18 protein-coding genes and 1 pseudogene are annotated in these 19,475 nt (G+C 74.6%); 12 read left to right on the top strand and 7 right to left on the bottom strand.

The window, feature by feature from the left end; translation table 11 throughout:
- Nucleotides 1-68: 68 nt before the first annotated feature.
- From ACK586_RS14825 to ACK586_RS14815, 3 genes are all read left to right on the top strand, one after another.
- Entirely contained in the window at nt 69-1,268 is a 1,200-nt protein-coding gene (locus ACK586_RS14825) for a hypothetical protein (RefSeq protein ID WP_409331257.1), read from the top strand.
- 110 nt (nt 1,269-1,378) lie between these two features.
- Entirely contained in the window at nt 1,379-2,350 is a 972-nt protein-coding gene (gene lipA, locus ACK586_RS14820) for a lipoyl synthase (protein WP_409331256.1), read from the top strand.
- 50 nt (nt 2,351-2,400) lie between these two features.
- Complete coding sequence (locus ACK586_RS14815) at nt 2,401-3,249, top strand: DUF4191 domain-containing protein (RefSeq protein WP_409331255.1); 849 nt, start codon at nt 2,401-2,403, stop codon at nt 3,247-3,249.
- On the opposite strand, the gene ACK586_RS14810 is transcribed toward ACK586_RS14815, so the two are convergent.
- Nucleotides 3,250-3,669: an RDD family protein gene (locus ACK586_RS14810; RefSeq protein ID WP_409331254.1), complete on the bottom strand. Its 420-nt coding sequence runs from the start codon at nt 3,667-3,669 to the stop codon at nt 3,250-3,252. It abuts the gene before it with no gap.
- A 163-nt stretch (nt 3,670-3,832) separates the two neighbouring features.
- On the opposite strand from ACK586_RS14810, the gene glnA reads away from it, so the two are divergent.
- A complete protein-coding gene (gene glnA, locus ACK586_RS14805; protein WP_409331253.1) occupies nt 3,833-5,266 on the top strand; it encodes a type I glutamate--ammonia ligase in 1,434 nt (477 codons plus the stop codon).
- A 169-nt stretch (nt 5,267-5,435) separates the two neighbouring features.
- Here the strand turns inward: glnA and ACK586_RS14800 are convergent, their stop codons facing one another.
- The 3 genes from ACK586_RS14800 to ACK586_RS14790 are packed head-to-tail and all read right to left on the bottom strand — an operon-like array spanning nt 5,436 to nt 7,773.
- Complete coding sequence (locus ACK586_RS14800; protein WP_409331291.1) at nt 5,436-5,987, bottom strand: MFS transporter; 552 nt, start codon at nt 5,985-5,987, stop codon at nt 5,436-5,438.
- Between the two features lie 21 nt (nt 5,988-6,008).
- Entirely contained in the window at nt 6,009-6,731 is a 723-nt protein-coding gene (locus ACK586_RS14795) for an MFS transporter (RefSeq protein WP_409331252.1), read from the bottom strand.
- Nucleotides 6,724-7,773: an AraC family transcriptional regulator gene (locus tag ACK586_RS14790; RefSeq protein WP_409331251.1), complete on the bottom strand. Its 1,050-nt coding sequence runs from the start codon at nt 7,771-7,773 to the stop codon at nt 6,724-6,726. Before ACK586_RS14790 ends, ACK586_RS14795 begins: the two co-directional genes overlap by 8 nt.
- Before the next feature lie 202 nt (nt 7,774-7,975).
- Here ACK586_RS14790 and ACK586_RS14785 point away from each other — a divergent pair, with 202 nt between their 5' ends.
- The 5 genes from ACK586_RS14785 to ACK586_RS14765 all read left to right on the top strand — a co-directional run bounded on the left by ACK586_RS14785 (nt 7,976) and on the right by ACK586_RS14765 (nt 14,061).
- On the top strand, nt 7,976-8,317 hold the full coding sequence (locus tag ACK586_RS14785; protein ID WP_409331250.1) for a response regulator transcription factor: 342 nt from the start codon (nt 7,976-7,978) through the stop codon (nt 8,315-8,317).
- Nucleotides 8,318-8,489: 172 nt separating this feature from the next.
- Nucleotides 8,490-10,067 (top strand): LuxR C-terminal-related transcriptional regulator, encoded by a 1,578-nt coding sequence (locus ACK586_RS14780; protein WP_409331249.1) that lies wholly within the window; start codon nt 8,490-8,492, stop codon nt 10,065-10,067.
- Nucleotides 10,068-10,241: 174 nt separating this feature from the next.
- Nucleotides 10,242-11,018 carry a CPBP family intramembrane glutamic endopeptidase gene (locus ACK586_RS14775; RefSeq protein ID WP_409331248.1) on the top strand — a complete coding sequence of 259 codons (777 nt, stop codon included), beginning with the start codon at nt 10,242-10,244 and terminating at the stop codon, nt 11,016-11,018.
- Nucleotides 11,019-11,122: 104 nt separating this feature from the next.
- Nucleotides 11,123-11,764 (top strand): hypothetical protein, encoded by a 642-nt coding sequence (locus tag ACK586_RS14770; protein ID WP_409331247.1) that lies wholly within the window; start codon nt 11,123-11,125, stop codon nt 11,762-11,764.
- 167 nt (nt 11,765-11,931) lie between these two features.
- The gene (locus ACK586_RS14765; protein ID WP_409331246.1) at nt 11,932-14,061 is read left to right on the top strand and encodes an MMPL family transporter; all 2,130 of its coding nucleotides are present in this window, start codon (nt 11,932-11,934) and stop codon (nt 14,059-14,061) included.
- An 18-nt stretch (nt 14,062-14,079) separates the two neighbouring features.
- Here the strand turns inward: ACK586_RS14765 and ACK586_RS14760 are convergent, their stop codons facing one another.
- Nucleotides 14,080-14,397: a hypothetical protein gene (locus tag ACK586_RS14760; RefSeq protein WP_409331245.1), complete on the bottom strand. Its 318-nt coding sequence runs from the start codon at nt 14,395-14,397 to the stop codon at nt 14,080-14,082.
- Nucleotides 14,398-14,665: 268 nt separating this feature from the next.
- On the opposite strand from ACK586_RS14760, the gene ACK586_RS14755 reads away from it, so the two are divergent.
- Nucleotides 14,666-14,971 carry a hypothetical protein gene (locus ACK586_RS14755; protein ID WP_409331244.1) on the top strand — a complete coding sequence of 102 codons (306 nt, stop codon included), beginning with the start codon at nt 14,666-14,668 and terminating at the stop codon, nt 14,969-14,971.
- A gap of 77 nt (nt 14,972-15,048) precedes the next feature.
- Here the strand turns inward: ACK586_RS14755 and ACK586_RS14750 are convergent, their stop codons facing one another.
- On the bottom strand, nt 15,049-15,642 hold the full coding sequence (locus ACK586_RS14750; RefSeq protein WP_409331243.1) for a hypothetical protein: 594 nt from the start codon (nt 15,640-15,642) through the stop codon (nt 15,049-15,051).
- A gap of 106 nt (nt 15,643-15,748) precedes the next feature.
- Nucleotides 15,749-16,618, bottom strand: a pseudogene (locus ACK586_RS14745) (SDR family NAD(P)-dependent oxidoreductase).
- A gap of 84 nt (nt 16,619-16,702) precedes the next feature.
- Between ACK586_RS14745 and ACK586_RS14740 the strand changes: the two are divergent.
- Together ACK586_RS14740 and ACK586_RS14735 are read left to right on the top strand one after the other, a co-directional pair.
- The gene (locus tag ACK586_RS14740; protein WP_409331242.1) at nt 16,703-17,725 is read left to right on the top strand and encodes an iron-containing redox enzyme family protein; all 1,023 of its coding nucleotides are present in this window, start codon (nt 16,703-16,705) and stop codon (nt 17,723-17,725) included.
- 101 nt (nt 17,726-17,826) lie between these two features.
- On the top strand, nt 17,827-19,380 hold the full coding sequence (locus ACK586_RS14735) for a methyl-accepting chemotaxis protein (RefSeq protein WP_409331241.1): 1,554 nt from the start codon (nt 17,827-17,829) through the stop codon (nt 19,378-19,380).
- The last annotated feature ends 95 nt before the right edge of the window (nt 19,381-19,475 follow it).

The following is a 19,475-nucleotide window of genomic DNA, read 5'->3' as shown; positions in this document are numbered from 1 at the left end:
CGGCCCGGCGGCTGCACCGCCGGGCCGGATGCCGCTCCGGGGTGTGCTCGGCGGACGGACCGGGCAGGATGGCCGGCGAGACGATCAACGTGGAGGTACATCCCGTGTTCCGCAAGAAGACCCGAGGCCAGGTCATCGCAGCCGAGCTCCAGGAGGGCTTCAGCCACATCGGGACGGCGATGACCGAGGCCGGTCGCGCGGCCGCGGACGAGCTGGCCCCCCGGATCGCGGCGGCCCGCGACGCCGCCGGGCCGGCCCTCGGTGCGGCGCAGCTCGCCGTCGCGCCCAAGGTGGCCGCCGCCGTCGCCGTCGCCGCTCCGGCCGTCGCATCGGCCCGCGAGGCCCTCGGCCCGCGGGTGGAGACCGCTCAGAAGGCCATCGGTCCCCGCGTCGAGGCCGCCCTCGACGCGGCGGGCCCGCGCCTGGAGGCCGCGCGCGACGCCGTCGACGAGCGGCTGGCCGCCGCCGTCGAGGCGATCGGTCCGCGGGTGCACGCGGCCCGCGAGGCCGCCGTCCCGGCCCTGACCGGCGCGGTGGCAGCCACCACTGCCGCGGCCGGCAAGGCCGCCGCCGACCTCGCCCCGCGGGTCGAGGCGGCGCAGAAGGCGGCGCAGAAGGCGGCGCAGAAGACGCTGGCCTCCGAGGTGGTGCCCCGCGTGGTCGCCGCCCGCGAGGCGGTCGTCCCGGCGCTGGAGAACGCCCGCGGCCAGCTGGCCGCGGGCGTCGAGAAGGGACTGCACGAGCTCGAGGCCCGCCGCGAGGAGTTCGTCGGGGCGGCCGGCAGGACGGGCGCGAAGGCGAAGAAGAAGAGCCGCAAGCAGAAGGCGAAGGCCGTCAAGGCGACGGGGAAGGCGTCGGCGAGGGTCAAGCGGGGTACGGGCCTGGAGCGGCAGCCGCGGCGGTGGCCGTGGCTGGCGGTGTTCGCCGCGGTCGGTGCCGTGGCGTTCGCGGTGCTCCGGCGCCGCAGCGAGCCCGATACCTGGACCCCCGCCCCCACCGGTGACGGGCCGGTCCCCAGCTACCGAGAGGACCCCGTGCCCAGCTCTCCCAGCTCCGACGACTCCGGCAAGACCGTCTCCAGCGCCACGTGGGAGTCCGGCGACTCCGCCCCTGCCGAGTCCGACATGGGCATCCGCGACGCCCAGATGGTCGACTCGGACGGGCCGACCGACCCCGTCGACCCGAAGAACAACCCCGAGCCGTTCAGCAGTGGCGGCAACGACGAGCCCGGGCCCACGGCCGGGCCGTCCGGCTCCGGCATGGCGTGATCGGCACGGCCTGATCGGAACGGTCGGACCGTCGACCGAGACCTCGCACCCCGCCCCCGCTGCTCCCGGCAGCGGGGGCGGTGTCGTCGTGCGGGCGTACCGTGCAGGTCATGAGCGAGACGGTGGCCCCCACGTCCTCCGGATCCGCCATCGAGCCTGCCGGCCGCAAGCTGCTGCGCCTCGAGGTCCGCAACAGCCAGGTGCCGATCGAGCGCAAGCCCGAGTGGATCAAGACCCGGCTGCGGACCGGCCCCGAGTACACCGAGCTGAAGTCGCTGGTGCGCCGCGAGGGCCTGCACACGGTGTGCGAGGAGGCCGGGTGCCCCAACATCTACGAGTGCTGGGAGGACCGGGAGGCCACGTTCCTCATCGGCGGTGACCAGTGCACCCGGCGCTGCGACTTCTGCCAGATCGACACCGGCAAGCCCGCGGAGTTCGACGCCGACGAGCCCCGCCGGGTCGCCGAGAGCGTCGCCGCCATGCAGCTGCGCTACGCCACCGTGACCGGGGTCGCCCGCGACGACCTCCCCGACGGCGGCGCCTGGCTCTACGCCGAGACCGTGCGCCGGATCCACGCCGCCGTCCCCGGCTGCGGGGTCGAGCTGCTCATCCCCGACTTCAACGCCGACGCGGCACAGCTGGCCGAGGTCTTCTCCAGCCGGCCCGAGGTGCTCGCGCACAACGTCGAGACCGTGCCGCGGATCTTCAAGCGGATCCGTCCCGGCTTCCGGTTCGAGCGCTCCCTGGCCGTCATCACCGCCGCCCGCGAGGCCGGCCTGGTGACCAAGTCCAACCTCATCCTCGGCATGGGCGAGGAGCCGCACGAGGTCGTCGAGACGATGCAGGCGCTGCACGACGCCGGCTGCGACCTGCTGACCATCACCCAGTACCTGCGGCCGTCGCCGCGGCACCACCCCGTCGTCCGGTGGGTGAAGCCCGAGGAGTTCGTCGGGTTCTCCACCGAGGCCGAGCGGATCGGCTTCCCCGGCGTGCTGGCCGGTCCGCTGGTGCGCAGCTCCTACCGCGCCGGCCGGCTCTACCAGCAGGCCGTCGAGGCGCGTGGGCTGACCCGCGAGGGGTGATCCGGGCGTCGTCGTCCGGGCGGCGGGCGGCTCGGCCCTATCCTGGGGACATGGCACGCAGCAAGCCCACGGACTCCCCCGCACCCACCGGCAAGGCCGGCCGGGCACCCGGCTCCAGCAGTCGCGGTCGGGGCGCGAGCACCGCGGGCACGGCGGCCGGGACCGGGAAGCCGGCCAAGGCCCCCAAGCTCGGCAAGGACGGACAGCCGAAGAAGAAGCGGCTGGCCAAGCTCCGCAACAACGCCCGCATGATGAAGCAGGCGTACTCCCTGACCTACAAGAACGACCCCCGGCTCCCCTGGATCATGCTCATCACCTTCGTGGTGGTGGCCGGGGTGGTCGAGCTGATCGGCATCCTGCTGGGGATCCCGTTCTTCCTGCTGCCCTTCGCGGTCATGCTCGGCCTGCTGGCCGCCCTGATCGTGTTCGGCCGGCGGGCGCAGGGCTCGGCCTACCGGCAGGTCGAGGGGCAGCCCGGGGCGGCGGCCTGGGTGCTGGAGGGGATGCGCGGCGACTGGCGGGTCAGCTCCGGCGTCGCCGGCACGACGCAGCTGGACGCCGTGCACCGCGTGCTGGGCCGGCCCGGAGTCATCCTGGTCGCCGAGGGGTCGCCGTCACGCGTGCGGCCGCTGCTGGCGCAGGAGAAGAGGAAGCTGGCCCGCGTCGTCGGTGACACCCCGATCTACGACATCACCGTCGGCGACGACGAGGGCCAGGTGCCGCTCAAGAAGCTGAGCACCCACGTGATGAAGCTGCCGCGCAACCTCAGCGCCGCCGAGGTGAACGCGCTCGGCCGGCGGATGAGCGCCCTGGGCGGGCCGAAGATGCCGGTGCCCGGCGGCCCGATGCCCGGCGGGCGGCAGATGTCGGTCAGCCAGCGGCAGATCCGCCGCCGGTAGTCACCGGTCGAGGACGACGGCGGTGTCGGTCAGCCGGTCGTGCAGGCCACGGCCGTCGGCGTCCACCACCAGTGCCGGGACGAGCAGGCACAGCAGCGCCGTGCGGGCGAGCGCCCGCCACCAGGCCAGCCGCGCCCCCTGCCGCGGGTGCGCCAGCCGCAGGCCGACCACGCGCATGCCGGGCGTCTGGCCGAGGAGGACCAGCGAGACGACCGTCAGCCCGGCGAAGGCCAGCAGCGTCCACAGGCCCTGACCCGGGCCCGCGACCAGGATGGTGGCCAGGCCCGCGATCACGGCGTCGACGAGGTAGGCCCGCACGCGGGCCCCGAACGGCGCCAGCGAACCGGGCCCCTCGGCGGGCAACCCCAGCGAGGCGCCGCGACGGCGTTCCTGAGGGGGTGGCTGGGCATCCCTGACCATGACCCAAGCGTAGGACCCCGGTCGGCGGGGCCCCCGCGAGGACGACCGGCCGCGGCGCGACACGCCGGGGCCGGTGTTACCGGCCCGAAACACCGGAGACACCCCGGAGCAACTCCTCGCTCGTAGGTTCGTCGTCGGCTGTTCGCCCACACCCGGAGGATCGATGTTCACCAGTCCCGACGAGGTCGCCGCCTACATCCGCGACAACGACGTCGAGTACGTCGACGTGCGCTTCTGCGACCTGCCCGGCGTCATGCAGCACTTCACCATCCCTGCGTCGACGTTCGGCGAGGACACCTTCTCCGAGGGCCTGGGCTTCGACGGCTCGTCGATCCGCGGCTTCCAGGCCATCAACGAGTCGGACATGCTCCTGCTGCCCGACGCCAACAGCGCCTTCGTGGACCCGTTCCGCAAGCACAAGACGCTGAACGTCAACTTCTTCATCCACGACCCCATCACGCGCGAGGCCTACAGCCGCGATCCGCGCAACGTGGCGAAGAAGGCCGAGGCCTACCTGGCCAGCAGCGGCATCGCCGACACCGCGTTCTTCGGTCCCGAGGCCGAGTTCTACATCTTCGACTCGATCCGGCACTCGACCGGCATCAACGAGGGCTACTACCACATCGACTCGGTGGAGGGCTCCTGGAACTCCGGCGCCCTCACCGGCGTGGACGGCGGCCCGAACCTGGGGTACAAGACCCGGCCCAAGGGGGGCTACTTCCCGGTCGAGCCCTTCGACCACTACAGCGACCTGCGCGCGACGATGATGAGCAACCTCACCGCCGCGGGCCTCGAGCTCGAGCGGGGGCACCACGAGGTCGGCACCGGCGGCCAGGCCGAGATCAACTACAAGTTCGACACCCTGCTGCGTGCGGCCGACAGCCTCATGCTGTTCAAGTACGTCATCAAGAACACCGCCTGGGCGCACGGCAAGACCGTCACCTTCATGCCCAAGCCGCTGTTCGGCGACAACGGCTCGGGCATGCACTGCCACCAGAGCCTGTGGAAGGACGGCGACCCGCTGTTCCACGCCGAGACCGGCTACGCGGGCCTGTCCGACACCGCCCGGCACTACATCGGCGGCCTGCTCACCCACGCCCCGTCGCTGCTGGCCTTCACCAACCCGACGGTCAACAGCTACCACCGCCTGGTGCCCGGCTACGAGGCGCCGATCAACCTCGTGTACTCGGCGCGCAACCGCTCGGCCTGCTGCCGCATCCCGATCTCCGGCGACAACCCGAAGGCCAAGCGCATCGAGTTCCGCGTGCCCGACCCGTCGGCCAACCCCTACCTCGCCTTCTCGGCGATGCTGATGGCCGGCCTCGACGGCATCAAGAACAAGATCGAGCCGCCGGCGCCGGTCGACAAGGACCTGTACGAGCTGCCGCCCGAGGAGGCGCTGGGGATCGACAAGGTCCCGGCCTCCCTGGACGCCGTCCTCGACCGGCTCGAGGTCGACCACGACTACCTGATCGACGGCGGGGTCTTCACGCCCGATCTGATCGAGACGTGGATCGAGTACAAGCGGGAGAACGAGATCGACCCGATCCGGCTCCGCCCGCACCCGCACGAGTTCGCGATGTACTACGACATCTGAGTCTCACAAGCCGCTGACCAGCGGGTCCACCGCTGGTCAGCGGCAGCGGTCCGCAACGGGTCCGCACGAGCAGCCGGCACCGCACCCACGGCTGCGCGTGCGGACCCGTCGGTGTCCGGCCGCAGATGGCCGCGTGTCGCCGTCGAGCGGGGGGTGAGTTCTTCGTGCCCTACGCGTCGACCGCCGATGCCACTTCTGTGGCGAGCCCGCGCCGGTGCGGGGTGATCCGCCGTCCGACGCTGAGGACGGCCACGGCGGCGACGGAGACGACCGGTACGAGCCCGAGCGCGGTCGGCAGCCCGACCCGGTCGGCGAGCGCTCCGGTGGCCACCGGGCCGGCGGCCAGGCCGACGAGGTTGTTGGCCAGTGCCAGCACGCCCAGCGCGCTGGCCCGGATCGACGCGGGCGTCAGCTCCACGACCAGGGCACCGGCCGGGCCACTGGTGCCGGCCACGAAGAAGACCCCCGCGCCGATGAGGGCCAGCTGCGCCGGCCCGGCGGGCAGGGCGAAGCCGGCGCCGAGCAGCGTCGACGAGGCCGCTGCGTAGCCGATCGCGGTGGTCCAGCGACGTGGCGGCCGGGTGCGGGCGAGCCGGTCGGTGAGAGCTCCGCAGCCGATCATCCCGATGCCCAGGAGCAGGAGCAGGCCGGCCGCGAGCGTGGCGGCGCTACCTGCGGGAAGCCCGTAGCTGCGGTTGAGGTAGCTGGGCAGCCAGGCCAGCAGGGACCCGGCGACGAACAGTTAAAGGCCGTTGCCGAGGTAGGCGCAGAGCACCGCGGGCGGGGACAGCGCCGCCGACAGCGGCGCACGCAGCCGAGCCCCTGGCGCGGCGGCGCCGGCGTCGGGAACGTCGTGGCGGGCGAGCTCGTCGTCCGTGACCAGCATCCAGAACAGGACGAGCAGCACGAGGCCGAGCACGGCCATCGCCCCGACGGCCCACCGCCAGCCGAACCGGGAGGCCAGGGCGCCCCCGAGGGCGATACCGAACACCGCCCCGAACGCGGCGCCGGCGGTGAACGCGCCGGACAGCGTCGCGCGGCGGTCGGTGGGGAACAGCGCGAGCACGAGGGCGAGACCGACGCTGCCGTAGGCGGCCTCGCCGACGCCGACGAGCACCCGGGCGGCGAGCAGCTGTCCGTAGTCGGCGGCGAACGCCGATCCCAGAGTCGCCAGGCTCCACAGCCCGGCCATCGCCAGGATGGCGCGGCGCCGGCCGTACCGGTCGCCGAGCAGCGACAGGGGCACCGTGAGCACCGCGACGGTCAGCGCGACGACGCTGCCCAGCGCGCCGAGCTGCGTGTCGGTCAGCGCCCAGTCGGCCTTCAGGTACGGGAACACCGCCGCGAGCACCTGCCGGCACATGAAGTCCGAGAGCAGCAGAGCGAATGCCAGCGCGAAGGCCACCCAGGGGAACGCCGACGGGGCCCCGCTCGGGGGCGACCGGCCGGCGACGGCGTCAGCCACGGTCGCCGAGCCCGTCCTCCAGGACCGGGCGCCGTATCGGGGCGGACCGCGTGCGGTGGCGCCACTCGGTGGCGGTCGTGCCGAAGTGCCCGCGGAACCAGACGGAGAAGGCGCTGGAGGCGGCGAAGCCCAGCAGGTGGGCGATCTGCGTCAGCGAGTACGCGTCGTTGGCCAGATACCGCTCGGCCCATCGGACCCGGGTGGCGTGCACGATCGTCGAGAAGGTCTCGCCGTCCTCTGCCAGGTGCCGCCGCAGCGTCCGCGGCGGGACGTCGAGCGAGCGGCTGACGTGCAGCAGCGAGCAGCGGCCGGTGGGCAGCAGGATCTCGACGATCGAGCGGACCTGCTCGGAGGGCGTCACCGGCCGGGGGGCGGGGACGGTCGCCAGCAGCCCGGTGGTGTACTCGCGCATCCTCGGGTCGGCGGTCGCCGACGGTAGCTCCAGGTCGTGAGCCGGGAAGACCACACCGGTGAACGGCTGCTCGAACCGGAGGCCAGGGCCGAACACCTGGTGGTACAGGGTGGCATCGGCCGGTGGGCCATGGGCGAAGGACACAGACAGCGGCTGCCAGTCGGCACGCGCCAGGCTGCGGATGACGTTGACCACCACGGCGGCGGTGCCGTCGAGGAACTGCCGCACGGGCACCGGCGCGCCGAAGTCCAGCCACACCTGCACCGTCGCCAGCCCGTCGGCCTCGACCAGCCGCAGGTCCACGACTCCCGTGTACGCGCGTTCGTAGCGGATCAGCAGGTCGAGGGCGCTGCGCAGGTCGGGCTCCTCGCGCACCACCACGCTCAGCGGCCCGAGCGCCGACAGCCGGCGGTAGCGCACCATCCGCAGGGCGAAGTCCTCGCAGCCGGACTCGGCCGCCGAGCGCTCCAGCAGCCGGGTCACCGGGATCGCGGGAACCCAGTGGTCCGGGTCGGCCAGAGCGCCGATGTCCAGCCCCTCGTCGGTCATCAGCCGCGCCGGGTCCAGGCCCAGGGAGAGCGCCACCTCCCGGTAGCCCGTCAGCGCCGCGAGGCGGACGAGGCGGTCCATGCCGACTCCTTCCGACGGTGGCCCGGATGCGCAAGGAAAGCGGCCGCAGCGGTGAAGTGGGTTGCCCACGGGCTTCCTAGCGTGGCGGTACCGGGAACCGCAATGCCCGCGTCGGGCGCCGGTCCCGGGTCGCTGCAGAGGATCCGTCGCACCGGACCGGGAGCGGCCGGTCCCGCGCGACCGTGGAGAACGGAGCGCAGCCATGCCCGATCCGCACTCGGCCGACTCCGACGGCGTCCGCCACGACGGGCGGCCGCACCTGTCCGCCCGGGAGCTCGACGCGCTCCGCCTGCTCGCCGAGGGCCGGTCGACCGCGCAGGTGGCCGCGGCGATGTCGATCTCCCGGAACACCGCCCGTGCCCGGATCCACCACCTCCGCACCAAGCTGGACGTGAGCAGCCGGCAGCAGGTGGTGCCGCGAGCACGAGACCTCGGCCTGCTCGGTCTGGACGGAGCCGGGGCCGGCCGCCGGCGGCGGCCAGCCGGAGCACCCTCCCCGGGCCACACACCTGCCTCACCCGGGAACGGGTCGGGCTCGAGCTGACCGCACAGCGCCTCGCCGGCGACGGGCCGTGCCGCGTCTCGACCCGCGCCTGCTCCACCTCCGGACGCCGCGAGGTCCTGTGCGGCGCGCGGCACCGGGCGCAGTCGTCACACGACCGTCGCACTCGCCCCCCCGTTGCCGGCGGTAGCGTGGCCACGAGAGGTGCGCAGCGATGGAGTGGTCGTTCCACACGTCCCAGGCCGCGGTGCTCTGCGACGTCCGGGGCCGGTATCTGGAGTGCCTGCGACGGCACGGACGTCCGGAGTCCCCCGGGGGGACCGCCGAGTTCGCCTTCGACGAGCTCGTCGGCAACGCCTGCCGCCACGCGCCCGGCCGGGTGCGGGTCGGCCTGGACTGGACCGACGTCCGACCGGTGCTCCGCGTCCAGGACGAGGGGCCCGGCTTCGACCTGGCCACCGCCGTGTCCGAGGGTGCCGGCGGTGGGCTGAGGAGGCTGGCCGAGCTGGCCGGACCGCTGCACGCCCGCGCCCGGGAGGCGGGCGGATCCGACGTGGCGGTCGTCCTGCCGCTCCACCGCGCCCGGGAGCACCCGGTGGTGCCCGCGCCCGACTCCGGCGCCGGCCTCCCGAGTCCGGAGCAGGCCGCGCCGGACGGGACCTTCGGGCGGGAGCCGTTCCTCGGTGCGGTCGCCGTCCACCTGGCGCAGGTGAACGAGGACACCGCCGGGCCCGCCGCCGCGCAGGCGACGGTCAGCGCGGTCGGCGAGCGCGTGGGCACCCGCCTGGAGGAGGAGTACCGGCGGGCCCGGGCACTGTCCGGCCCGTTGACCGCGCCCCAGCTCGCCGGGCTGTTCGTGACCCTCGAGCACGCCATCGGCGGCGACTTCTCCGTGGAGTCGGTGGTCGGCGATCGGATCGTGCTGACCAACCGCCGCTGCCCGTTCGGCGACGCGGTCCGGCAGGCGCCCTCGCTGTGCCGGATGACCGCGGGCGTCCTCGGCGGCATCGCCACCCGCAACACCGGCGACTCCACGATCCGGCTGGCGCAACGCATCGCCGTCGGCGACCCCCGCTGCCGCGTCGTCGTCCAACTGGGACCACGGGCCGGCACACGGGACCAGCGCACGGCCGCGACCCGGTCGGCCGGCCTGCGCGCCGTCCTCGCCGAGGACGCGGTGTTCCTCCGCGAGCCGCTGCGCCGGGCGCTGGCCGCGGACGGCGTCGAGGTCGTCGCCCAGTGCGACTCGCCCGACGACGTCCTGAACCGGGTCGCCACCTACCGCCCCGACATCGCCGTCCTCGACTTCCGCGAGGCCCACACCGCCCGGGCCCTCGACGTCGCCACCCGGATCCGGGAGACCCACCCCGGGACCGGCGTGCTCGTCCTGGCCGAGGAGGTGGCCGCCGACCACGCCCGCAGGCTGCTGCAGGGCAACAGCGGCGTCGGCTACCTGCTGAAGGACCGGCTGGCCGAGATCGACCAGTTCTGCGCCGCCGTGCGGTCGGTCGCCACCGGCGGCACCGCCGTCGACCCCCGCGTCGTCGCCGAGCTCGCCCGGCCGGCCTGGCGGGAGCTCCCCCTCGACGACCTCACGCCGCGGGAGCGCGAGGTGCTCGAGCTGCTCGCCGACGGCCTCAGCAACGACGCCATCGCCGACCGCCTCGTGGTCACGAAACGAGCGGTGGAGAAGCACATCTCCCGCATCTTCAGCAAGCTCGGCCTGGAGCCGACCGCGGAGCACGAACGCCGGGTGCTGGCCGCTCTGTCCTACCTGGGCGCCACCACCTGAGTCCCCTCCCCCCGGTCGGCCCGCCCGCCGGCTCGCCCGGGTCGTGCGCGCACCACTCCGAAGAGGGGTGCCCGCACGGCTGCCACCGAGGTGGCCGGTGCGAGACGGTCGCGCGGCGGGCCGTCGTCGGGGCGGCCCGGATCCACGCGGGAGGACGCGATAGCGCGCGCCGACGTGCGCACCCCGGAGATCCCGGTCGAGGAGGAGCCGGCGGTCCCGCCGCACGGGCTGCTGCGGTCGGTCGTCCTCCACCTGCTGCCCGGCGCTGCGCTGACCGCCTTCGTGCTCGCCGCAGCCCCCGTCGTGGAGGAGCTCGGCCTGCCCGCGCTCTTCGCCTTCTTCGTCGGCATCGGACTCGTCATCGTCCCGCTGGAGCTCGGCTACCTCGCGGTGACCGCGCGACGGACCACCGGATCGTGGTCCCCCCTCGGCGCGGTCGGCTACCGGCGCCGATTGCGGCCACGGACCTACGTCCTGGGCGGCGTCGCGCTGTTCCTGTGGTTCACCGTCTTCTCGACGGCGTCCATGCTGCTGCTGGACGAGTGGATCGCCGACAACCTCTTCGGCTGGATGCCCGAGACGCTGCTGCAGTTCTCCCGCGTCGACGACGACGCAGCCCTCTCCACCGCGGCCCTGCTCCTCGTGCTCGCCGCGGCCTTCACCTTCAACGGCGTCCTCGGCCCGATCGTGGAGGAGCTGTACTTCCGCGGGCACCTCCTCCCGCGGCTGTCCCGCCTCGGACGCTGGGCCCCGGTGCTGAACACCGTGCTCTTCTCCGTCTACCACCTGTGGACACCGTGGACGAACCCCGCCCGGATCATCGGGTTCCTCCCGATCACCTGGGCGGTCTGGCGCACCCGCAGCGTCTACCTGGGCGTCGTGGCGCACGTCTTGATCAACACCGTCTTCCTCGTGCTGCTGACCGCGCTGGTCCTCGGAGGGGAGGCCTAGCCGGACACCCCGGCGGCCTCGAGGCGGCGGCTCCCAGCGATCTCCCAGCCGCGCGGAATACCATCGAGCGCCCGGCAGCACGCCCGCCGCGCGAGAGGAGCACGATGGACGACGACCTGTCGTGGATCGCCACGCTGGACCCGACGCTGATCGCGGTGCTCGGCGGCGTGTTCCTGGTGCTGCTGCTGGTCGCCCTCCTCGCCGGCTGGCTGGTCGTCCGCCGGGTCCGCCGCAGCCCGCTGGTCGCCCGCGGCCGGGAGCTCACCGCGCAGGCCCGTGAGCTCGGTGCGCAGGGCGCCACCGCCGTGGCGGCGCGGCGGCTGCCTCCCGGCGACCGCCGGACCGCCGCCGAGCTGCAGCTCCAGCTCCAGCGCAGCCGCGCCGAGCTGCGCCGCCGGGTGGGGGCGGCCGCCGCGGCCGGCGCGCACCTGGGCGAGGTGCCGGCCCTGCTGCCCGCCCTCGAGGCCGAGGGCGCCCGCCTCGAGCAGTGCCTGCGGCAGCAGACGCTGGCTCCGACGCCGGGCTGCACCGACGTCCTGTCCGAGGCGCGCGCCCACCTCGACATGGTGGCCGACGTCGCCGACGCCGTCCGTCAGGCCGAGAGCGTCCGGCCCGCGGTCGGCCGGTTGCCGACCGACGTGGCCGACGCCGTCTCGGCGCTGCGGGCGCACACCGACGCCTACCGCGAGCTGACCACCCCGAGCCTGCCGACCCTGCCGCCGCCCCCGCCTCCCGCGGCGCGCTGACCTCCTCCGCCGGGCGGCGACCAGCCACCTGCGAGACGACCCCGGACCGGAACCGGAACTGGCCCGCGCGCCGCCGCGAAATGCGGTGACACACCTCCGCGGCGGTCGCTAGCGTTCCCGCGCACCGTTCCCGCGCCGGTGCGCCGGCGCCGTCGGAGGGCCATCCCATGGGCAGGTCGTTCGCGTCGCGCGTCAGCCATCCTCGCCTGAAGTGGGTGGTGCTCGTCGGCTGGCTGGTGCTGGCCGCGGTCTCCGGGCCGCTGGCCGCGCAGCTGACAGACGAGCAGGAGAACGACATCGCGGCCTGGCTGCCCGGCGGAGCCGAGTCGACCCGCGTGCTGGACGCGCAGGCCGAGCTCGGCTCGGACCCCGACGTCATCCCGGCCGTCGTCGTCTACGAGCGCGCCGGCGGGCTCACCGCGGAGGACCGGCAGGCCGTCGCGGCGGACGTCGAGTCCTTCGCCCGGCTGGACGCCCTCGACGGGGGGATCACCGGCCCGATCCCGTCCGAGGACGGACAGGCGCTGCAGGTCATCGTGCCGCTGAACGTGGGCCCCGACGGCTGGGAGGCCATCGCCCCGCTCGTCGACGAGATGCGCGCCGAGGTCGCCGACGGTCCCGACGGGCTCGACGCCTACGTGACCGGCCCCGCGGGGAACGCGGCCGACTCCGCCGAGGCCTTCGAGGGCATCGACGGGACGCTGCTGTTCGCCGCCCTCGGCGTCGTCGTCCTCATCCTGCTGTTCACCTATCGCAGCCCGGTGCTGTGGGTGCTGCCGATCTTCTGCGCGGTCATCTCGCTGTCGTGCGCCCAGGCGGTCGTCTACCTGTTCGCCCGCTACGGCGACCTCACGGTCAACGCGCAGAGCGCCAGCATCCTCACCGTCCTCATCGTCGGCGCCGGGACCGACTACGCGCTGCTGATCGTGGCGCGCTACCGGGAAGAACTGCGGCTGCACGCCGACCGGCACGAGGCCATGACCGAGGCGGTGCACCGGGCCGGGCCCGCGGTGCTCGCCAGCGGCGGCACCGTCGTCCTCGGCATGCTCTGCCTGGTCGCGGCGGAGATGAACTCCACGGCCGGCCTCGGTCCGGTCGCCGCGATCGGCGTCGCGGTCACCCTCCTGGTCCTGCTCACGCTCCTGCCGGCGCTGCTGGTGATCTTCGGTCGCTGGGTGTTCTGGCCGGTCCGCCCGGCGCTGGGCAGCCCCGAACCGAGCTCCACCGGGCTGTGGGCGCGGGTCGGGAACGCGATCCGTCCGCGGCCGCGCGCGACCTGGGTGGTCACCGGCCTGCTGCTGCTCGTCGCTTGCGCCGGCGTGGTCAAGCTCGAGCCCGTCGGCCTGACGCAGGCCGAGAGCTTCCGGGGCGAACCGGAGTCGATCGTCGGGCAGGAGGTCGCGGCGCAGCACTTCCCGGCCGTCGCCGGCAACCCCGTCTACGTGGTCACCAGCGCCGCGGACGCCACGGCGGTCGCCGCGGCCGTCCGCGCCGAGGACGGGATCGCCGAGGTCGCCGAGCCGCAGGTCGAGGGCGACACCGCGCTCATCGAGGCCACGCTGGCCGACGAGTTCGACAGCGAGGCCGCCGCCGCGACGATCGAGGACCTGCGGGAGACCCTCGACGGCGTAGGGGACGGCGACGCGCTGGTCGGCGGGAACACCGCGCTCAACCTCGACGTGCAGAACGCCTCGCAGCGGGACGACGTCGTGGTGATCCCGCTGATCATGCTGGTCGTCCTGGTGGTGCTCTGCATCCTGCTGCGGGCCCTCGTCGCGCCGCTGATCCTGATCGCCACCGTGGTGCTGTCCTACGGAGCGGCGCTGGGGCTGAGCGCGCTGATCTTCGACTGGGTGCTCGGCGTGACCACGACCGACGCCTCGTTCCCGCTGTTCGCCTTCGTGTTCCTGGTGGCGCTGGGGATCGACTACAACATCTTCCTGATGACCCGGGTCCGCGAGGAGGCGGTCGACCACGGCACCCGGCGGGCCGCCCTCATCGGCCTGTCGGCCACCGGCGGGGTGATCACCTCGGCCGGGCTCGTGCTCGCCGCGACCTTCGCCGTCCTCGGGACGCTGCCGTTGACGTTCCTCACCCAGCTGGGCATCGCGGTGGCCCTCGGCGTGCTGCTCGACACGATCATCGTCCGGTCGGTGCTGGTCACCGCGCTCACCCTCGACGTCGGCCGGCGGATGTGGTGGCCGAGCCGGCTGGCCCGGCGCGAGGACGAGCCCCGGCTCCCGTCGGGCGAGGAGGTCCTGCCGGCGACTGCTCCCGAAGCGAGCGTCCGGACCTGACCGCCCGGCAGCCGGGAGTCAGGCGGCCTCCGCCGACCCGTCCTCCAGGGCGGCCAGGACGTCGTCCATCTGCAGCCCGACCAGCCAGCCGAAGGTGACCTCCTCCACCGACTGGTCGCTCACCTGCGCCATGGCGTCGAGCTGGGCCGCCAGCACGCCGCGGGCGGCCCGGTAGAGCTCGGCGGCCGTCACCGCGGCCCCCACGTCGGCCAGCCACAGCCGGCCGTCGGGCAGCGCGCGCACCTCCGGCTCCTCGCCGCAGCCCAGGTCGGCCCCCGCGCTGGCGACCAGCGAGGCCCCGGCGCGCAGCTCGGCCCGCCGGCGGTCCCGGCTCACCGGGCACCTCCGGTCGCTGTCCGGGGACGGGGACGGGGACGGGGGCGGGGACGGGGCAGGCGCATGGCGGGCTCCTCGACGGCGGGGTCGCTGACAGAGGAGTCGGCAGTCCACCGGCCGGCACCGGCGACCGGTGTGGCCCCTGCGCCGGCCGGGCACGCGCGGGACGGATGAGACGCTGCCGCAGCCGCGGTGGCGGCGCATGACGGTCGCGTGACGACCGGCCGGACGGAGCGGTCGACCCGACGCGACCGGGTACCTGCCGACCATGGACCCGACGCAGGCCGGCCGGCGCCGCACCGGCGACCAGCCGTTCACCGAGACGGTGGACGCGCGCCGCGGTCGGGTCCGGGCGCGGGGCCACCTGGGGACGGCGGCCGCCGACGGGCTGGTCGGCACGGTCCTCGCCCTGCACCACGACGGTCACCGGGAGCTGCTGCTGGACCTGCGCGACCTCGAGTCGGCCGACCCGCCCGGCCTGCGCGCCGTGCGCGCCCTGCAGGAGCTGCTGGACAACAGCGACGGGCACCTGGCCCTGCTGTACCCGATCGGCCTGGCGCTGCGCCGGCGGTGATCTCGCCGCGGCCGATCAGCGCTCGCCCGGTCGCGAGGCGATCCGCTCGACCGCGCCGTGGACCACTCCGCGGCCGGTCACCGCGAGGCGGAGCCGCCGATCTGCAGTTCCGCCATCATCGCGTCCAGCACGGCCTCGGTCTCCCCGGTCCCCCGGCCGGGAGGCCGGACGGCGTCGGCGACCAGGGTCCGCTCCCGCCCGAGGTCCACCAGGTACCGCGTGATGCTCGTGCCCTCCGGGTGCAGGCCGGGGCCGGTCACGAGGACCTGGCGGACCGCCGGACGGCCGCCGACCACGACGTCGGTGCGCGCCACCTCGTCCGGTCCCGCCACGGCGAGGACGGCGAGGGGCAGGTCCTCCACGGCGAGGACGACCGCCGCGACCCGGACGTCGGAGTACGGCCGCACCTCGAACTCCTCCGGCGCGAAGCGGGTGCAGGCCGGGACGACGTCGCCGGGGTTGACCGACCAGTCGGCCGGATGGGCGACGGTGATCCCACCGGGCCCGGTGCACGTCGCATCCAGCACGATGCCCGCCGGCGCGGGTGCCCGTGTGGACTCCTCCGGTCCCGCGCTCGTGCCACCGGGGGCGGCCGGGCCCGAGCAGGCGGCCAGGGGCACCGCGACCAGCGCGGACAGCAGCACCGCCGGTGCGGTCAGGGGGGAACGCATGGGACCTCCGTGTCGTCGACCCGGTCCCCGGCCGTGCCCCGGAGCGCGCGCCGCCGCACCTGCCGGTGCCGGAACTCATCAGATCGTCATGTGCGCACCCGGCCGGTCAGCGGGTGCGGCGCTCCACCACACGCTCGCTGATCCGGCGGATCCGGTCGTGCTGCGAGGACAGGACGGCGTCCAGCACCCGGTCGACCGGCGGCAGCTCCCCCAGGCGGGCCAGGCCCGTCCAGCGCGGCACCGACACCGAGCGGGACCGGGGCGCCTCCAGCAGGCCGCAGATCGCGGCGGCGACGCGCTCGGTGCGGATCCCGCGGGACAGCCGGCGGCCGGCGTCGGCGTCCGACCGCGGCGGGGAGCCGTGCCCGCGGGCGAGCCACTCGCTCGCGACGGGCCCCGGGTGGACCGAGTGCACGCGCACCCCGCGCGAGGTGACCTCGCGGCGCAGCCCGCGCACGAACCCCAGCAGCCCGGCCTTGGTGGCCGAGTAGACGGTGAGCGGCGGCACCTGCGACCACGCCGCCACCGAGGAGACGGCGACGACGTCGGCGCGGCCGCCACCGGCGGCGGCGGCGGCGAGGAGGTGCGGCAGCGCCAGGCGGGTCAGGTCGACGGCACCGGTCAGGTTCACCCCCACCACGGCCGCCACCGCCTCGGCCGGCATGTCCTCGACCAGGCCGGCTCAGCCGAGGCCCGCGTTCAGGACGACCGCGTCCAGCCGCCCGTACCGCTCCAGGACCCCCTCCACCAGCCGGGCCCGGTCCCCCGCGTCGGCGACGTCCGCGGGGAGGCAGGTGACCCCCGGCAGCCCGGCGACCGCCCCGGCCAGCCGGTCGGCGTCCCGGGCGCAGGTCACGACGCGGGCGCCGCCGGCCGCGAGCCGGGCCACGGTGGCACGTCCGATGCCGGCGCTGCCGCCGGTGACGAGGACGACGCGGGCACGTCCGTCGGGAGCGGAGCGGTCGGTCGAGGTCATGGGGTGGCCCTACCCTCGGGCGACCTTCCTCACGGGGTGCATCGAGTTTCCCCACGGGGTGCATCGAGCACGATCGGAGTGGGCATGGCCGACCGCATGGAGTTTCCCGAGCCCAGGGGTCCCCTGAGCGACGCGCTGCGCACCGACCTGCTCGCCGGGGAGCTCTCCCCGGCGACCGTGGACCTGGCGGGGCAGGTCGCGGCCGCCGGCACCGACCCGCTGCTCGACGAGGACCTGCAGATCTCCCTCGCCGCCTGCTACGAGTTGCACTACCGCGGCCTCGACGGCGTCGCCGACACGTGGGAGTGGGACCCGGGCCTGCTCACCCTGCGGGCCGGCCTCGAGCAGGCGCACACCGCGGCCCTGCGGGCGCTGGTCGGGCCGCTGCAGGTCACCGACGAGCCGGTCGACCGGCAGCTCGGCGCGCTGATCGCCGCCGACGACGGCCCGTCGCTGTCGCGGTACCTGGCGCGCTCGGGCTCGCCGGAGCAGTGGCGGGAGTACCTGACCCTGCGGTCGGTGTACCACCTCAAGGAGGGCGACCCGCACACCTTCGCCGTCCCCCGGCTGAGCGGGCGGACCAAGTCGGCGATGGTCGAGATCCAGGCCGACGAGTACGGCGGCGGGTCGCCGGCGCGGATGCACAGCGAGCTGTTCGCCGGGCTGCTGCGCGACCTCGGGCTCGACGACGCCTACGGCGCCCTGTGGGACGACGCCCCGGCACCGGCGTTCACCGCGGTCAACACCATGTCGCTGTTCGGCCTGCACCGGCGCTGGCGGGCCGCGGCGCTCGGCCACCTGACCGCCGTGGAGATGACGTCGTCCGAGCCGAGCCGCCGCTACTCGGCAGGCCTGCGCCGGCTGGGCTTCGGGCCCCGCACGACGGTGTTCTACGACGAGCACGTCGAGGCCGACGCGGTGCACGAGCAGATCGCCGCGGTCGACATGTGCGGCTCGCTCGTCGCCGCCGAGCCGGAGCTCACCGGCGACGTCCTGTTCGGCGCCGCCTGCTCGCTGGCGCTCGACGGGCTGACCGCGCGGTACCTGCTCGGCGCCTGGGAGGCCGGGCGGTCCGCGCTGCGCGGGGAGCGTCCGCTGGCTGCCTGACCGGGGCTGCCCCGCCGCGGGACGGGATCGTCTCGGGTGGAGACGGGTCGTGCACTGCCGAAAGGAGGGGGCCGCTTCTCGACCCTCCGGAGGACTCCCCCATGTGGCGACGCACCGACACCGCACCACCCGCCTCGTCGGGGGCGGCGCCGATGCCCCGGGACGTGGAGGCGCTGGAGCAGGTGCTGGCCGCCCTGGACGAGGGCGTCAGCAGCGAGGCCGATGCGCACGGCAGGGTGACGACGACGATGGTCGGCGCCCTGCGCCTGGCCTACGGCGGCATCTGGATGCCGTCCGCGAGCGGCTTCCGGCTGGTCGCCGAGCAGGGTGAGCTGGCGCCGGCCATGGGCGCCCGGTGGCGCGGGGAGGACGTGATGACCCCCGAGGACGGGCTCGGCGGTCGGGCCATCCGCGAGCGCCGTCCCGTCCTCATGGACCCGACCACCGACACCCGGACCTGCCTGCGCTGGGCCACCGCGGCTGCCGCCGGCGCCCGGCACGGCTGCGTGCTGCCGATCCTCGAGGACGGCCGGGTCGTGGCCCTGCAGGAGTACTACTCCCGCAGCGAGCTGCCGTTCTTCGGCGGCCGAGCGGAGAAGTGGCAGGCCATCAGCCGGGTCGCGGGGCACGCGCGGCGCGCCGCCCTGACCGCCACCCAGCTGCAGGAGACCCTGCACGACCGCGAGGCCGTCACCACCGTCGTCGGCCGGGTCGGGGACGCCCGGGACGCCGAGTCGGCCATGCGCATCGCGCTCGACACCGTCCGCACCGCCTTCGGCTGGGCCTACGGCTCCTACTGGGCGCTGGACGAGGAGGCGGGCGTCCTGCGCTTCAGCGTCGAGTCCGGCTCGGCGGGCGAGGAGTTCCGGCAGGTCACCCTCGCCGCGAGCTTCGCCGAGGGCGTCGGGTTGTCCGGTCGCGCCTGGCGCAAGCGGGACCTGGTGTTCGTCCGCGATCTGGGCGAGGTGACCGACTGCGTGCGCCGCCCGGCCGCGCAGCGGGCCGGGGTCAAGTCCGGCGTGTGCTTCCCGATCCTGTCCGACGGCCGGGTCATCGGGACGATGGACTTCTTCGTCACCGACACCATCGACCTGTCCGAGTCGCGCACCGCGGCCCTGCGCAACGTGCAGCAGCTGGTCTCGCAGCGGCTCGACGTCCTGCGCCGCGCCGAGGCCGACGCCGCCAACTCCCGGGCGCTGCTGGAGACGGTGTCGTTGCTGCGCGAGGCGGCCGACGAGGCCGGCCGGGTCGCGGAGAGCGCCGTCTCCCAGGCGTCGTCCATGACCACCGAGGTCGAGGCGCTGGGCACCGCCTCGGCCGCGGTCGGCGACGTCATCCGGATCATCTCCGCCATCGCCGACCAGACGAACCTCCTCGCCCTGAACGCCACGATCGAGGCCGCCCGGGCCGGCGAGCTGGGCCGCGGCTTCGCCGTCGTCGCCAGCGAGGTCAAGGACCTGGCGCGGGAGACGGCCGCGGCCACCAAGCGGGTGTCGGACCAGGTCGCCGGCATCCAGGCCAGCAGCCAGCAGGTGTCGGCCGGGATCCTCGCCACGAGCGAGGTCATCCGGCAGCTCGACGCCGTCCAGAGCCGGATGGGTGACGCGCTCGAGCAGCAGGTCCGGATGGCGCGGGCGTTCGAGGGCCGCAGCTAGGCCGTGTTTGAGAAGTCACCGGAAGGGTCCATCCGGCGTGTTGGTGCCGGGAAATAGGCGAGGCCTCCGGTAGAGGGATCAACGACCAAGAAGAC

It is taken from the genome of Trujillonella humicola (genome assembly GCF_046233715.1).
GTDB classification, from domain to species: Bacteria; Actinomycetota; Actinomycetes; order Mycobacteriales; family Geodermatophilaceae; genus Trujillonella; species Trujillonella humicola.
The sequence above is the reverse complement of the archived record's forward strand: the minus strand, read 5'-3'. Positions and strand labels throughout refer to the sequence as shown.